15 protein-coding genes and 1 pseudogene are annotated in these 15076 nt (G+C 71.2%); 6 read left to right on the top strand and 10 right to left on the bottom strand.

Annotated elements, in window-relative coordinates; translation table 11 throughout:
* Window positions 1-4 precede the first annotated feature (4 nt).
* The 3 genes from ABZ321_RS35220 to ABZ321_RS35230 form a co-directional block, all read right to left on the bottom strand.
* On the bottom strand, window positions 5-721 hold the full coding sequence (locus ABZ321_RS35220; RefSeq protein ID WP_354899438.1) for a hypothetical protein: 717 nt from the start codon (window positions 719-721) through the stop codon (window positions 5-7).
* Window positions 722-846: 125 nt separating this feature from the next.
* A complete protein-coding gene (locus ABZ321_RS35225) occupies window positions 847-1098 on the bottom strand; it encodes a hypothetical protein (protein WP_354899441.1) in 252 nt (83 codons plus the stop codon).
* A gap of 18 nt (window positions 1099-1116) precedes the next feature.
* Window positions 1117-1437, bottom strand: a complete 321-nt coding sequence (locus ABZ321_RS35230) for a hypothetical protein (RefSeq protein ID WP_354899444.1) — start codon at window positions 1435-1437, stop codon at window positions 1117-1119.
* 236 nt (window positions 1438-1673) lie between these two features.
* Between ABZ321_RS35230 and ABZ321_RS35235 the strand changes: the two genes are divergently transcribed.
* Window positions 1674-2309: a DUF998 domain-containing protein gene (locus tag ABZ321_RS35235; RefSeq protein ID WP_354899447.1), complete on the top strand. Its 636-nt coding sequence runs from the start codon at window positions 1674-1676 to the stop codon at window positions 2307-2309.
* A 158-nt stretch (window positions 2310-2467) separates the two neighbouring features.
* Here the strand turns inward: ABZ321_RS35235 and ABZ321_RS35240 are convergent, their stop codons facing one another.
* The 4 genes from ABZ321_RS35240 to ABZ321_RS35255 all read right to left on the bottom strand — a co-directional run bounded on the left by ABZ321_RS35240 (window position 2468) and on the right by ABZ321_RS35255 (window position 5589).
* On the bottom strand, window positions 2468-2749 hold the full coding sequence (locus ABZ321_RS35240) for a DUF4190 domain-containing protein (RefSeq protein ID WP_344511206.1): 282 nt from the start codon (window positions 2747-2749) through the stop codon (window positions 2468-2470).
* A gap of 325 nt (window positions 2750-3074) precedes the next feature.
* Window positions 3075-4499: a hypothetical protein gene (locus tag ABZ321_RS35245; protein ID WP_354899450.1), complete on the bottom strand. Its 1425-nt coding sequence runs from the start codon at window positions 4497-4499 to the stop codon at window positions 3075-3077.
* Window positions 4456-4950 (bottom strand): DUF3995 domain-containing protein, encoded by a 495-nt coding sequence (locus ABZ321_RS35250; protein ID WP_344511202.1) that lies wholly within the window; start codon window positions 4948-4950, stop codon window positions 4456-4458. The genes ABZ321_RS35245 and ABZ321_RS35250 overlap by 44 nt, the downstream gene beginning before the upstream one ends.
* 3 nt (window positions 4951-4953) lie before the next feature.
* Window positions 4954-5589 carry a hypothetical protein gene (locus tag ABZ321_RS35255; protein WP_354899453.1) on the bottom strand — a complete coding sequence of 212 codons (636 nt, stop codon included), beginning with the start codon at window positions 5587-5589 and terminating at the stop codon, window positions 4954-4956.
* A 262-nt stretch (window positions 5590-5851) separates the two neighbouring features.
* Here ABZ321_RS35255 and ABZ321_RS35260 point away from each other — a divergent pair, with 262 nt between their 5' ends.
* Window positions 5852-6856, top strand: a complete 1005-nt coding sequence (locus ABZ321_RS35260; protein WP_354899456.1) for an alcohol dehydrogenase catalytic domain-containing protein — start codon at window positions 5852-5854, stop codon at window positions 6854-6856.
* A gap of 703 nt (window positions 6857-7559) precedes the next feature.
* On the opposite strand, the pseudogene ABZ321_RS35265 reads toward ABZ321_RS35260, so the two are convergent.
* Window positions 7560-8180, bottom strand: a pseudogene (locus tag ABZ321_RS35265) (phosphoribosyltransferase family protein); the annotation flags it as partial.
* Between the two features lie 393 nt (window positions 8181-8573).
* Here ABZ321_RS35265 and ABZ321_RS35270 point away from each other — a divergent pair.
* Complete coding sequence (locus ABZ321_RS35270; RefSeq protein ID WP_344511196.1) at window positions 8574-8768, top strand: hypothetical protein; 195 nt, start codon at window positions 8574-8576, stop codon at window positions 8766-8768.
* 72 nt (window positions 8769-8840) lie between these two features.
* Window positions 8841-9740, top strand: coding sequence for a universal stress protein (locus tag ABZ321_RS35275; protein WP_354899460.1), 900 nt, complete (start codon window positions 8841-8843; stop codon window positions 9738-9740).
* 43 nt (window positions 9741-9783) lie between these two features.
* Here the strand turns inward: ABZ321_RS35275 and ABZ321_RS35280 are convergent, their stop codons facing one another.
* Entirely contained in the window at window positions 9784-10689 is a 906-nt protein-coding gene (locus tag ABZ321_RS35280) for a universal stress protein (RefSeq protein WP_354899463.1), read from the bottom strand.
* Between the two features lie 154 nt (window positions 10690-10843).
* On the opposite strand from ABZ321_RS35280, the gene ABZ321_RS35285 reads away from it, so the two are divergent.
* Window positions 10844-11101, top strand: coding sequence for a helix-turn-helix domain-containing protein (locus tag ABZ321_RS35285; RefSeq protein ID WP_344511191.1), 258 nt, complete (start codon window positions 10844-10846; stop codon window positions 11099-11101).
* A 146-nt stretch (window positions 11102-11247) separates the two neighbouring features.
* On the top strand, window positions 11248-12315 hold the full coding sequence (locus ABZ321_RS35290; RefSeq protein ID WP_354899466.1) for a hypothetical protein: 1068 nt from the start codon (window positions 11248-11250) through the stop codon (window positions 12313-12315).
* A gap of 87 nt (window positions 12316-12402) precedes the next feature.
* Here the strand turns inward: ABZ321_RS35290 and ABZ321_RS35295 are convergent, their stop codons facing one another.
* Window positions 12403-14976 carry an ATP-binding protein gene (locus ABZ321_RS35295; RefSeq protein ID WP_354899468.1) on the bottom strand — a complete coding sequence of 858 codons (2574 nt, stop codon included), beginning with the start codon at window positions 14974-14976 and terminating at the stop codon, window positions 12403-12405.
* Window positions 14977-15076 lie beyond the last annotated feature (100 nt).

The raw sequence follows: 15076 nt of genomic DNA on the forward strand, positions 1-15076 counted from the left end.
GGCCTCAGCCATCGGCTGGCCTGGTAGATCGATCTTTGGGCTGTCGCCATCCAGCGGGAACTCGGTCATCGGTGATATGCCGATTGGGGGTCGGCAGGTGCCGGTCCTCGATCCGGACCACGTAACGATGCCAACCCGACTCCGCATGAAACCGTGCCAACCAGAGTTCCATCGTGCCCACTGGTTGGTCACGTGGTTGGTCACGGTCCAGCCGTGCCCTGCCCCGGAACCACACGTCCGAGATGCCCTGTGGGAGGACAAGATCATCGACGGGCTCAGTTGTCCCGTCGTCATCAAGATCGGACAGCCGGAAGAAGTAATGCTCTTCCTCGTGACGCCGCCCAAAGAGGAATAGGTGCCGCTCATCGGCCGGTTGGGCCAGGAGCTTATCGATGTTCTCCCGGGCCCAGTCCGCCGCGAGCATCTCATCGCACACCTGCGCGAGCTCGTTCAAGCGCAAGGGGATCGATCCGCTCTCGGTCAGGGGCAGTCCTGCCTTTTTCGCACGCACCCACCGCACCATCAGACGTGCGGCCGGGGGCGAGGTGACCTCGACAATGCCGTGGCGCTCCTGGCCGTCAGGGTATACCCAAGAGCCGTCGGGCATCTTGTTGCCGGCGCCGGCATCCGCGAGCTTGATGTCGACCCCGAGCACCTGCTCCATGGCCAGGAATGCGATTTCTTCCTCGCGGGTCGCCTTTGCCCCGGCCGCGTTGCTCATGGCTCGCAGAGTAGTCGGTCGAGGGTAGAGCGGACACGAAGAGCGGTTCCCGGCATGGTGCGGGTCCCGCCGTCACCGGTCAGCGGCATGTCCGGACGGGTTGAGGAGGGCGGCCGTCCCGGGTGTCAGGTCGACGGTTCGAGGCTGACCAGGAGGTATGCGACGTCGAGGCCGGTGCGAAGGTACTCGACGAACGTTTCGTTGTTCAACGCCCTGGGCGAGCGGCGGCGGCGAATCACGCCGATGACATCGTCGGGCTGGTGGCCGAGCAGCACCAGCGCGTGGGCGACGACCAGGCCGGAACGGTTGTACCCGCGGTGGCAGCGCACGAGCACGCACCGGCCGGCATGAACGGCGGCCGCGGTCAACTCTGTCATGCGGCACACGGCCTCGATCTAACTGGCGCGCAACGGCTGGTCGGGAACGTCAACGTAGTAATGCTCCACACCGACAGGCGGGCCATACCCATCTCGCTGGTGAAGGCTGACCACAATGTCGAACTCTTCGCCGACGACGACCGGCACCACGCTACCGCTGCCGTCGACGTAGTGGTGACCACCCATCCGAAGCCCCGTGACGATCTCATTCCATGGAGTGTCGGGGAACGGATCTCCGCGGTCCTTGGCGCGAGTCCTCACCGCTTCCTCTGCTCGACAGCCCACCCAGCCGAGCTGATCAGCACCGGCCAAACCAACCGTACCGACCGATGTCGACACCTGCACCAACCCGTTCGCGTGGATCGCAGCCCGGCAATACCTCGCAGCGCGCAGAAGGCGGCATGAGCGTGTACTGCGCAAGCGTGCGGATATTGCGGGCAGCAGTTGGGTCGGTATCGAATCGCCGGACATGCATATAGAGAGGCTGGGCGGCTCGGTGCTGGTCCCTGGTACGGCCGGGCAGATCTGCCGTTCGGCAGATGTTGGCGGCTGGCCCCGGCGGCAGGCTGACGGACATGAGATCAGCATCAGCTCAGTTCGGTGCGGCGTGCTGGGTGCTCGCCGCCGTCGTGTTCCTCGCCGCGCACCTGGTGGTGCAGGCGGCCTGGATCCGGCCATACAGTTGGGTCCACCACAACATCAGCGACCTCGGCAATGTGACCTGCGGGCTCTGGGGCGACGACCGACGGTACGTATGCTCGCCGCGGCATGCCTGGATGAACGCCGCCCTGATGGTGTCCGGCCTGCTGCTGACGGCCGGGGTGCTGCTGCTGCGGCGGTATTGGCGGACCCGTACCGCGCCAACCCTGCTGCTCGCAGCGACCGTGGGCTGGGTGCTGGTCGGGTTCGCGCCGGCCGACGTGCACCTGGAGTGGCATCTGCTCGGCGCGGTGCTGATCTTCTTCGCCGGCAACGTCGGCCTGCTCCTGGCCGGTCGCAGTGGCTGGCCCGCTCCGCTGCGCCGGTTGGCGGTGGTGACCGGCGCGTTGGGTCTGGCCGCGGCGGCGCTGCACCTGTCCGGCACGTACTTCGGGCTGGGCATGGGCGGTACCGAGCGGGTTACCGCCTTCGCCGTGCCGGTGTGGATGGCCGCCGCCGGTCTCGCCGTGCTGCTGGGCCGTGTCGCCGTGCCGGACGCCGGCAAGATCTGATGCACACAATTCGGCACGAGCGTGTGCTGACAGCCGAACTGCGGCCAACACGGAGCGTGACGGTCTTCGGTTCGATCGCCGCGCGAGACCTGCGGCATTGCGGATGACCAACGGGCATGCGGGAGCTGCCACCACCTACGCTGCCGGATGCTCGCCGCTCAGTTCGCTCCGTTGAATCCGCCCAAGACCGCGATGCCGACCACACTGCACCACACGATCATGAACAATCCGTAGAGCACGCTCAGGATCCAGCCAGCAATGACACCCACGTTGGCCAGTTCGATCCCGCGTTCTCCGCTCTGCGCGATCTGCTCCTTGGCCTTACGCCCGAAGTAGATCCCTAGAGGTGGGAAGACGACGAAGGCGAACACGGCAGCGAGGATGGCGTACGTGTTCACGGGCGGAAGCGGGACGTACTGGAACTTCGGTGGTTCGGTCATTTGCCCGTCAGCTCCCACAGGACGATCACACCATCATGGCCCGAGCAGTATCGCAGCCCTTTGATCACCAGGACATCGTTCTTTTGGTACGGCATAACATCTCCAGCCAACCCGAGGACGGCTGGGTTGTACGCAGCATGAACGGGCTCCGGAGTGACCGTCGGCACCACTGGGCGGTCCGGGCGAGGTCGAGTACATCACGACCGGCGACAAGCTCGATCGGGCGAAGGCGCTCCTCGCCGTCGTGCGCGAGCGGATCTTTCCGGTGGTCGGCTTCGTTCCCGAGCGCCGCGCGAGGTCTGCGGCAGATGCGGATGTTGGCGGGTCAGGCGCTGTCGGCGGTGGCGTGGACGGCGAGGGCTTCGCGCAGGTCGTCGGCCGCCGTGGCGTAGTCGCCGGTGGCGAGGTGGCCCATGGCCTGATCGGTCAGTGCTCGGACCAGTCGCCGGATGGTTTCAGGGCCGGGCGCGGTGCGGTGCAGTTCGCGCTCGAGTTCGACGCTTCGGGCCAGCGTCAGGGTCATCTCGTCGTGGACGTGCCGGGGCAGGTCGAAGAGTACCGAGGCGCGGATGGCGCGGCGGCGGATCAGGGTGCCGAGCTCGGCGAGGCGGTCCGTGTCGGGTGGGAGGCGATCGGCATGGGCCGCGATCGCTTCGTCGATGTCGAGGAGGCCCGCGTGGTACGTCTCTCGGAGGCTGAAGGCCCACCGGTGCAAGCTCAGCCCGGCGACTGGTTGCAGGCGCGCGTGCGCCGCGACGCCGACCGGGGCCGAGCTGCCGGCTCGGGGCCGCTCGTCCCGGGTGCCGGATCGGGCGAAGAGTGCCCCTTGGACGGCCCGGCGGAACTGGTAGTTGGCGTCGCTTCCGGCGGAGGGGAGTTGCTCGCAGGCAGCGACGGATTCCCGGAGGAGTCCGTGCGCGATCTTCGGGTGGCCGTTCTCGGCGAACCAGACCGACGATCCCGCCGTCCAGATCGCCAGGATCGGCAGGCATCTGGGATCTGTTTCGGCCTCGTGGCGTTGCTGTGCGAGGATCGCGCGCTCGACGTCGAGGCTCGCGTCGGTCTCACCGGCAAGGTCGAGATAGATGGCCAGGTACAGCTGCGCCCACATGATCAGAGTCGACTGGTCAGGGCCGTTCTGCGGTCCGGCCGTACGGTAGCTGTCGACGACCTCACGCTGCACGGTCGCGGCCTGCGCGAACTGCCCGGCCTCGGCAAGCCCGGACGCGAGCGCCATGAGGACCCTCGTGTCGACATCCGCCGGTTGTGGGCTAGCCCGCCGGGCGTACGCCGCAGCCTGGTGCCGTGCGGCCAACGCGCGCTCGTCGTCGTGGACGTACGAGTACAGCTGGGCCAGCGAGGCAAACGCCCGCGACGCGCTGGCCAGATGCGCCGCGGCTCCATCGGCCGCCAGGACCCGCCAGAGGTCGGCGGCCTCCTCGAAGTACGGGAGGCTTTGCGGTGGCCGCTCGCGTCGAACCTGCCAACCGAACCTGTTGAGGCCGTGAGCCAGCTCGGGAACGCCGACGGCCGGGTCGAGCCTCGCCAGCTCCCGACACTCGGCGATCATGTCCTCGGTGACCAGCTCAGTCCTCATCGAGGCCTCCGTGTCGCTCGGCGAGTGCGATCGACAACGGTACCCGCACACAGCACAGCCGCCGGCCGCCGTTGCCCGGTCGACCGGTGCACGCACAACCGTCGGCGTGCTACGCGCTCGCCCGCGCACGCCTTCGCCGGTCGTTGCTGCCAATGAGCAGGCCGGCTCCGAGAAGCAGACCCCACACGAGAAACAGCGGATCCCAAAGGTAGGCGTGGCCGAGCATCGCTTGCCGATCGAAGCCACCCTCCGGTCGCAGCACACCACCCAGAACGAGCCAGGCCGCGATGGAGTTCAACGCCCCGTATCCGGTGAGCACGATGGCGGCCAGCCACGCGAACGCTCGCCACGCGCCCGGGCGAGGGAGCGACCTTCTGCTGGTCACCAGAGGCACGACCACGACCGTGCACTTCACCGCAGCGACGGCGACCAGCAACAAGCCGGCAGTGACTGGCGATTCTCGCGCAACGGTCACTGCCCACTGGCCGACCGTCGGAAGCAGCCAGCGACCACCGAACGCCCAGTAGAGACTGAATCCGGCATGGAGTAGGCCCGCGGCTGCGGCTCCCATGAGGAGACGGGCTTCTGCGTGCTTGTCTGCCATGCGCTACCAGCACACGCTGAGGTCGACGCTGCCCCGGGCGACGCAGCCGTAGTAGTACCTGATCTGCGCTTCGAACTGCTCGATGATGCGGTTGGTCAGCTCGGGGTAGGCGGCGAGGACACGTTCGATCTTGTCCCACACGGAGGCCAGAACCTCGGCTGTGCGGTACTCACCGATGCCGTAGCAGGGCACGTTCGTGTGGAAGCCGTACTCGGTGTCTCCTGTGCGGTAGGCGCTGTGGTGCGCGACGTGGGCCGGCACCTGCACGATCTTCTCCCAGGCGGCGTTCCGCTCGTCCCAGTCGTCGCTGAGCACGCCTTCCAGATCGATCCGTTCTGGAGTGTCGGCCGCGAAGAGGAAATGGCTGAACCAGTCCGGATCCGGGTACTTGCCGAGGTCGAGGGCGCCGAGTCGGCGCCGCTGCGCGGCAGAGAAGGTCAGGTGGGGCCAGGTGAAGCGCGCGCGAAGCTCCTCGTCAGTCAGGGTCGAGCAACTCGCCGCCGCGCTCCAGCCCGGCGCAGTAGTCGAGTCCGGATCACCGGCCTCGAACAGGAGCCCGTCGACCCACTCCTCGTCATCGGGGTGTTCGAGCAGCCGGGCGAGCAGGGCCGCAGGTATCTCTTTGTACTCCGGGTACATTCCCATCGCGCCACGCTACGGTCCGCCCTCTACCGACACTCGGCGGCCTCCCCCGCCTGGCTGGCCCGCGCCACGTTCCAGCCAACGCTCATCATCGCCGAGACATCATCGCGACGCCGCCGATGACGAGTCCGAAGAAGCCCGGTTGTTGATGCTCCAGGACAGCTTGGCATCGGCCGCGGCGAGCATGTCGCGGGTCCTGGCGTTGACCCGTTCGCCACCGTACGAGCTGGTCCGCGACCCGGTGGGTCATCATGGCTGAATGGGCGACGACAGCACGGGCATGGCGGTGCGGCTGCACGGCGTCGGCGCGCTGCGCGGCACCAGCGAACCTCGCCCGGTCCCCGGCGATGGCATGAGCCTGGTGCGGGTCACCGCCGTCGGGCTGTGCGGCTCGGACCTGCACTGGTTCACCCACGGCGGGATCGGCGACGCGCAGCTGACCCGGCCGGTCGTCCCGGGTCACGAGTTCGCCGGCGTCGTGGCGAGCGGTCCGCTGCACGGGCGCCGCGTCGCCGTCGACCCGGCCATCCCGTGCGGGCGGTGCGCCAGGTGTCTGGAGGGGTACGGCAACCTCTGCCCCACCGTCCGCTTCGCCGGGCACGGCGAGCTCGACGGCGCGCTGCGCGAATGGCTGGCCTGGCCGACGAGCCTGCTGCACCCGCTGCCCGACAACCTCTCCGACACCGACGGCGCGATGCTGGAGCCGCTCGGCGTCGCGGTCCACGCGTTCGACCTCGGTCACCTGCGGCTCGGCGGGTCGGTCGCGGTGGTCGGCTGCGGGCCGATCGGGCTGCTGCTGGTCCAGCTCGCCCGGGTGGCCGGCGCGTCCCGGGTGGTGGCGATGGATCCCCTCGTACACCGGACGGAGGCGGCACGACGGTTCGGCGCCGACGAGACGGTGACGGCGGACGCGGCGGACCGCTTGGACGGCGTCGACGCCGACGTGGTGTTCGAGGTGGCCGGCAACGACCGGGCCGTGCATGCGGCGGTGGTCGCGGCCCGACCCGGCGGGCGGGTCGTGCTGGTCGGCATCCCGGACGAGGACACGACGACGTTCCCCGCAGGGGCGGCCCGGCGCAAGGGCCTGACGTTCGCGATGTGCCGGCGGATGAACCACGTCTATCCGCGCGCGATCGACCTCGTCCAGCGCGGGCGGGTCGACGTCGCGTCGCTCGTCACACACCGCTTCCCGCTGACCCAGGCCACGGAGGCGTTCCGCACCGCGGTCCGGCGCGCCGGACTGAAGGTCGTCGTCACCCCCTGAGCCCGGTGGCCTGCCGTAGGCCGTGCTTCAGGAACCAGCCGCGGGCCTGCCGGGCGGCGGTGGTCAGGGTGCCCGGCTCCTCGAACAGGTGCGTGGCGCCGGGCACGACGAACAGGTGGTTGGGGCAGCGCAGCTGGGCCTGCGCGGCCCGGTTGAGCTCCAGGACCCGGGTGTCGCGGCCACCGACGATGAGCAGGGTGGGTGCGGTCACCGCGGACAGCCGCCGCCCGGCCAGGTCGGGGCGACCGCCCCGGGAGACGATCGCCGCGACGCCGGCATGCGGCTCCGCGGCCGCCCACAACGCCGCGCCCGCGCCCGTGCTGGCGCCGAACCAGCCGACCGGCAGCGTCGCGCACAGCGGGTGCTGGCGCACCCACGCGGTGACCTCGGTGAGCCGGCCGGCGAGCCGTTCGATGTCGAACACCTGCGCCCGGTCGGCCGCTTCGTCCGGGGTGAGCAGGTCGAACAGCAACGTGGCGAGCCCGCTCTGGTGCATCACCGCGGCGACGTACTCGTTGCGCGGGCTGTGCCGGCTGCTGCCGCCGCCGTGGGCGAACACGACGAGTCTGTCGGCGCCGGCGGGCACGGTGAGGCGGCCGGGCAGGCGCAGGGTTTCCGGACAGGTGACGACCTGCTCGTCGTGCCAGTGCTCCTGGGCCGTTGCCGGGCGGCTCGCCGCCCTGTGGTGGATGAGCAGGTCGCGGACCTCGTCGTCGGTGGTCGGCGTGAAGTCCTCGTACGACTGGCCGACCGACGACAGCCTGTTCAGCGACCGGACGGAGACCAGCTCGTCGCAGTCGCGCAGCAGCGGTTCGATCGCCTCGGCAGGCGCGACCGGGACGGCGAGGACGACGCGGGCGGCACCCCGGGCGCGGGCGACCCACGCGGCGGCCCGTGCGGTGGACCCGGTCGCGATGCCGTCGTCGACGATGATGACGGTCCGCCCCGCCAGGTCGATCGCCGGCCGGTCGCCGCGCAGCAGCCTCGCGCGGCGGCGCAGTGCCGCCAGCTCGGTCCGCTCGACCGCGGCCAGCTGCTCGTCGCCGATCCCGGCCAGGTTGATGACGCGTTGGTTGAGGACGCGCACGCCGTCCTCGCCGATGGCACCCATGCCGAGCTCGGGCTGCCACGGCACGCCGAGCTTGCGCACGACGATGACGTCCAGCGGGGCGTTCAGCTCTTCGGCGACCTGGGCGGCGACGGGCACGCCGCCGCGGGGCAGGCCCAGCACCACGACGTCCGGGCCGCGCAGCCGGGTCAGCTTGCGGCCCAGTTGGCGGCCCGCGTCGACCCGGTCGCTGAAGAGCGGGGTTGCGATCTTCATGATCCACCTCCAGGTGACAGCGGCGGCAGGAGTGGCCGACCGCCATCCGGACCTCGTACAGGTCGGTACGCGGCCCGCACATCGGCCTCACTCGGCCACCGTGACGCGGTGATGGCGGAGATCGTCAGGGCCGAAGGTCCCGTGCCGCCACCCCACCGCCGGGCGCGACGCAACGCGGCGCGGGCCGGCCGCTCGGGACCAACGGTGCTGGGCGTGCCAGGCGATCCGCGCGACGCTGGATACGACAAGCATCCCGCGACTCAGCCGCTCCTCAGAACGAGGATGGCATCCGATGAGCGAACGCACACAGAAGACGGCGGCCGACCGCGAGCGAGCCGATCTGGCCGGCTACGCCTGGGTCCGGCACGACTTCACCTGGCAGCACGCCCGGTCGTGGTTGTCCGGCAGGCCCGATGGCCGGGGCTCAACATCGGCTACGAGGCGGTCGACCGGCACGCCGCCGGCGAGCTGCCGGAGCTGCGTCACGTGCTGGTCGTCGGCGACGGTCCCGCGCCGGAGAGCACCGAGTCGTTCGCGGCTGCGATCGGCGCGGCGGCCGACTGGCTATGCACGGCCGGCGCCGCGTGACCGCGGCTCCCCGGCCGCCACGCGCGCTCCGGCGGAGGAGCTCACCCCGTGGCACCGTCAAGGGAGGTCACCATGGTTGCCGAACACACCATCGTCGTCGGCGTCGACGGCTCCCCACCGAGCCTGGAAGCTGTCGACTGGGCAGCCGCGGAGGCGGTGCGCCGGGGCCGGCCGATGCACATCCTGAACGCGTTCCAGTGGCCGCCGCCGATCTACGCGCCGGTCGTCGCGCCGTCGCCGTCACCGTTCGAGCTCGGGATCCAGGAGGCGGCCGCGCAGATCGTCGCCGAGGCCGCCGACCGGGCGAGAGCGGCTGCGTCCGCAGTGCGGCTCACCACGGCCATCCGGCCGGAGCCGGCCCCGGTGGCGTTGCTGGACACCGCCAGGACCGCCGCCGAGGTGGTGGTCGGCAGCCGCGGCCACGGCGGCTTCGCCGGTCTCCTGCTGGGCTCGGTCAGCACGCAGGTCGCCATGCACGCCCCCTGCCCTGTCGTGGTCGTGCGGCACCTCGACCGCCCGCCCGGCCCGGAAGCGGGACGGGTCGTGGTCGGGGTCGACGGCTCGCACGACGCAGGCGACGCGCTGCGCTTCGCGTTCGAGCACGCGGCGTCGTGCGGCGCCGGCCTGACGGCCGTCCTGGCCCACCGGCGGGCGGGCTCAGCCGGCCGCCCCGACGACCCGCTGATCGTCGACGCCGACGACGTGGGCGAGGACGTGCATCGTACGCTGGCCGAGTCGACCGCCGGGTGGCGGGAGAAGTACCCGGACGTCGACTTCCGCACGATCACCGTGCGCGGCCGGGCCTCCGCCGTGCTCGTCGACCGGTCCGCCGGCGCCCGGTTGCTGGTCGTCGGCTCCCGCGGCCGTGGCGGGTTCACAGGGCTGCTGCTGGGCTCGGTGTCGCTCACCGCCGTCCAGCACGCGGCCTGCCCTGTCGCCGTCGTCCGCCAGGAGAAGCCCGGGCCGTCGTAGCGCGGCTCCCCGGTCCCGGCGACATGCCCGATCGTTCGCTCGGCTACCCGCAGATGTCGCCGTTCGGCGCGCTCAGCAGCCGGTCCGCAGCGGCAACGACCGCCACGGGGCAGCCCGCATCGCGCAGCAGTCCGCCTGTGACCGGGCCGAGGATCCGCGCGCCGGTCTCAAGCCGGCTCCGCGCGGCCACCACCATCATGCAGGCGTCCCGTGTCAGGGCCGCGATGCCGTGCTCCACATCGGGGCCGTGAACGATGCACCGTTCGATCGGCACGTCCGGGAACCGGGCCGGCCAGCCGGCAAGCGCCTCCGCCAGGAGCCGCTCGGCCAGGTCGGTCGGCGTCAACCCGATCGACGGCGGCGCCGGCACGGACAGGCCCGCCAGGAAGTCGGACCGGTGCCAGTGCCGCGCCGTCGCGGCGTCGCTCAGGTGGACCACGCGCAGCGGCACGCCGCGGCGCGCTGCCTCATCGAAGGCGAACTCCAGGACTGCGTCGGACGCGGCGCCGCCGGCCAGCCCGGCCGTCACCGGGGCGTCCTGCGTCGCCGGCCGCGCCGGCACCACGAGCACTGGCACGGCGCTGCTGCGAGCCACCGAGCATGCCTCCGAGTCGCTGTCCGGGCGAGCCGCCGCCGAGGCCAGGACGACCAGCGACGCATGCGGTGCCTGGGCGACCATGGCGCCGGCGAGGTCGCCGCAGACCATCCGGGCGTCGACGTCGATCGACCGGCCCGCCAAGGCGACCGCCCGCATCATCCGGGCCAGTGCCTCGTCACGGGGCTGCCACCGCGCTTCGGGCAGCGCATCCGGGGGCGGCGGGGCGAACGCCGAGAACAGATGCAGCGGCTGGTCCCGTAGCCGCGCCTCGACGGCTCCGGCCCGCACGGCCACCAGTTCGTCGTCGGCGTCGTCGAGTCCGACGAGCACCGGCCGGGCTTGGACGGTCATGGCACGGCTCCTGTCATGTCGGCGGGGCTCACACCTCCCAACGTGCCACCGGCGCGACGCCCGGGTCATGGCCGAACTACCCGCCGCCGCCGGGACGTTCGGCCGCTTTCCTCGGCGGTACGGCACCATCCGTGCTGGCCGTAGCACAGGGGCCATGCCGAGGATCAACGCGGCCACCGTCGCCGAGCACCGTGCCCAGCAGCGCCTCGCATTGCTGGCCGCGGCTCGCGACGTTCTACTCGAGGAAGGCTACGCCGCACTGAGCTTCGCCGCCCTTGCCAACCGCACCGGGCTCGCACGCCCCACCGTGTACTCGTACTTCACGACCAAGGACGACATCGTGCTCGCGCTGTGCGAGGCCGAGCTGCCCCTCGTCGCGGCGGACCTCGATGGGCTCGGCTCCGTTCACTGAGATCATCGACGCTGAGGGGAGTCGGACCGTCGGTGAAGTCCCGGTGTTGTCGCCCTCGATGAGTGACCCGGGACGGCCGGACGCGTGCGACCGTGGGCGCTGTGACGACGCGCGACATACGCTTCGGCGATGCGACGACCGGTGCCGTGTCGTTGGACCGTCCGGTCCTGCGGCATCCGGCCAATCCGATCCTCACCGCGCGACAGGTCAACGCCGTCTGGCGTGAGCCGCACCTTCAGGTGGTCACCGTGCACAACGCGGGCGCGGCGAGGCTCGCGGACCGGACGGCGCTGCTGTTCCGGTCGCACCTGCGCTGCGGGATCAGCGTGCTCGGCCTCGCGGTCAGCGCCGACGGTGTCACGGACTGGACCGTGCACCCGCGGCCGGTGCTGTCGCCGGCGACCGAGCGGGACGTGTGCGTCGACGGCGTCGACCGGCAGCACCTCGTCGACACCGAATCCGGCGGCGTCGAGGACGCCCGGATCAACCCGGTCGAGGGCACGTTCGCGGTCACGTACAGCGCCTACCACGCCGGGATTCGCAACCGGGTGCGCGTGTCGCTCGCCCTCACCGACGATCTCACCACGTTCACCAGGCACGGTCCGATGCTCGATCGGGACATGCGCAACGTGGTCGTGTTCCCGGAGCGGATCGGCGGACGGTACGTCGGGCTGTTCCGGCCCAACGACGTCGGTCCGGGCGACATCGGCGGCGTGTACACGCAGGTCAGGATCGGCTACGCGGACGACTTCCGGACCGGGCCGTGGGAGGTCGCCGACGAGCCGGTGCTGCGAACGGGCGCGGGCCCGAGCGCCTTCTCCGACAAGATCGGGCCGGGTGCGCCGCCGGTGCGTACGCCGCACGGCTGGCTCAACGTCTTCCACGGCGTACGCGCCACGATGGACGGCAATCCGTATGTGCTCGGCGTCGCCCTGCACGATCTCGACGACCCGAGCGTGGTGCGCGTGTCGAGCATCCCGATCCTGTTTCCGTCGCGCGCCGACTGCCGCGTCCCCGACACCGACTACGTCCACGTGCCGAACGTGGTCTTCTCCTGCGGCCTGGTACGCGAGGCCGACGGCACGGTCGTCGTCTACTACGCCGGCAACGACACGGTCATGAACGTGGCCGTGACGCATGAGGACGTGCTGGCGGACCTGTGTCTGCGCTACGGCCAGGACCCTCTGACCGGTAGGTTGCTGTACCCCGTCTGACCGCGTGGAGACCGCCGGGCTTCGCCCCGCCGACCCCCCTCGATGTCGGCGATGGACGCCGTTCGCTCGAAGCGCCGCGGAGCCGCGTCAGTGCGGCCGCGGGCCGGGGGCCTGCGCTGTTGTGTGGTCCAGGACGCGGGTGACGCTGCGCAGGAGCTGGTGGGCACTGACCGGTTTGGTGAGCAAGGTCGCGCCAGCCGGGATGGCGCTGCGGCTGGCGAGGATTGTTTCGGTGTATCCGGACAGATAGATGACGGGCAGTCCTGGTCGGGCGCGGTGCAGTGCGGCGGCGAGGGCGGGTCCGTGCATGTCGGGCAGGATCACGTCGGTGAGCAGCAGCGCGATGCCGGGGTCGACCGCGGCGAGCTGCTGGGCGTCGGTGACCGTGGCGGCGGACAGGACCGTGTAGCCGGCGTTGTGCAGGACGCGTTCGGTGATCGCGCGGAGGTTGTCGTCGTCCTCGACGAGCAGGATCGTCTCGCCGGCGCCCGGCCGGTGCTGCTCCGCCGGCGTGGCGTCCGGTTCGGTGAGGTCATCGGTGACCGGCAGCAGCGTGATGATGGTCGTGCCGTGGCCGGGTTCGGAGTAGATCTGTGCGTGGCCGCCGGCCTGGGTGACGATGCCGTAGATGGTGGCCAGGCCGAGGCCGGTGCCGTGCCCCTTGGGTTTCGTGGTGAAGAACGGTTCGAAGGCGCGCTCCAGGGTGGCTCGGTCCATGCCGGTGCCGGTGTCGCTGACTCGCAGCCGCATGTAGCGGCCGGTTCGTGCGCCCGGGTGCTGGGCGGCGTAATGCTCATCGACGGTTACGGGTGCGGTCTCGATGGTGAGGACACCGCCGCCGGGCATGGCGTCGCGGGCGTTGACGGCCAGGTTCACCAGGACCTGCTCGAGGCGGCCGGGGTCGGCGCTGATCGGCCACGGCTGCGCGGTGAGGTCGGTGATGAGGGTGATGTCCTCGCCGAGAGCACGCCGCAGCAGGGTGCCGAGGTCGGCGACGATGGTGTTGAGGTCCAGGACCCGGGTCTCGGGTGCGGGGTCGGCGCGGGCGAACGACAGCAGCTGCCGGGTGAGGGCGGTCGCGCGGTCACCGGCGGCGACGATCTCGGTCAGGTCGGCGTGCAGGGTGCGCCAGGCGGGGTCAGCGGCGGCGGCCGGCTCCAGGTCCGCGGCGGCCATGCCGGCGTAGCCGTTGATGATGCCGAGGAGGTTGTTGAAGTCGTGCGCGACTCCGGCGGCGAGCTGTCCGAGGCTTTCGAGGCGGTCGGACTGGCGCAGGCGTCGTTGCAGGTGCTCGCGTTCGGTGACGTCGGTGATGACGGCGCAGCGGACCTTCCGCCCGGCGAAGGACGTCAGGTAGGTGGTGACGCTGGTCTCGGTGATGGTGCCGTCGTGCTTGAGATGGCGCTGCGGCTGGTCACGTTCGACCGGCTCGGCTGCCGCGGTGCCGGCGGCCGGCACGGTGGGTTCCTCCGCCGCGAGCAGGCCGGTGTAGGTCATCGTGAGTAGAGCGTCTTCGGGCCGGCCGTAGTACGCGACAGCGGCGGCGTTCGCGGCGACGATGTCGAGGGTGCCGGCGTCGAAGACCACAACGGGGTTGGGGCTGGCGTCGAACATCTGCCGGTAGTTGCGTTCGTGCTCCTGGGCAGCTGCTTCGGCGCGGCGGCGTTCCCGCAGTTCCCGGTCGACGGTGGCCAGCAGCGTAGTGAAGTCCTCGCCGAGTTCGGCGACCTCCCGCGGGCCGGACACCGTGACGGTCGTGTCCAGGTTGCCGGAGGTGGTGGCGGTACGTACGGCGGTGCGGAGCCTGCCGATCGGGGCGGTGACGTGCCGCTGCACGACCATGGTGGCCAGCAGCCCCGCGAGCAGGCCGAGCGCCACGATCAGGGCCTGGCGCCGGGCCAGCCGGTCGGCGCCGGCCAGCGCGGCCGACCGGTCCGCGCCGGCCAGGACCTGCCAGCCGGTGCCCTCGACGGCCGTCCGGCCATACAACCGGGGCAGCCCCGTCACGTCGACCCCGACACCGGTATCGACATCGGTAATCGCGAATCGGCTGTCGCGTACCGGGGTGCCGGCCCACCGCGACCCGTCGGGCCACCGCGTCAGCACGATCGAGCCGTCCTCGGTGGTGATCACGAATTCCAGGTGGCGGGTTCCGCCGAACAGATTGCCCGCCGCCGCGCCGAGGGCGGTCAGGTCGACGAACGCGGCTACCAGGCCGAGTCCGGGGATCACGGCGGTGACCAGGAAGGCGGGCCGTCCGGTGCGGTCGTCGCGGACCGGCGCCACGGCCTGCGGCGTGCGCACCGCGTCGGGCAGCCACGCCGCCTTGGTGTAGGCGTTCGCCGGTTGGCCGTCGGGCGGTGGCCTGGACGAGCATGCAATGGTCCCGTCAGGGCGCAGGACGTCCAGGTGCCCGTCGTCGGCGCCGCCGAGGGAGAACGCCAGCCGGCAGGCGCTCGGGTCGGCGAACACCTGCGCCACGCCCGCGCTGGACGCGACGGACTCGACGGTGCCGCGCACGACGGCGAGGTGCTCGCCGATCTGCCGCGCCGCCAGACGGGCCGCCGTCGACGCGTCCGCCCGGGCGGCGGACACCGCGTCGTGGCGGGCCTGCACCCACCCCGCACAGATTCCTGCGCCGGCCGTGACCATGAACAGCATCAACAGCCCGATCAGGTATGACCGCAGCGGCCATCGCCTTCTACGGCGCAAGGTCCTCACCGGTCCCGGTGGGGCCGCTACCGGGCGGGTCTCCCGCGTG

Origin of the sequence: Dactylosporangium sp. NPDC006015 (genome assembly GCF_040614215.1) — a bacterium.
Lineage (GTDB): Bacteria > Actinomycetota > Actinomycetes > Mycobacteriales > Micromonosporaceae > Dactylosporangium > Dactylosporangium maewongense.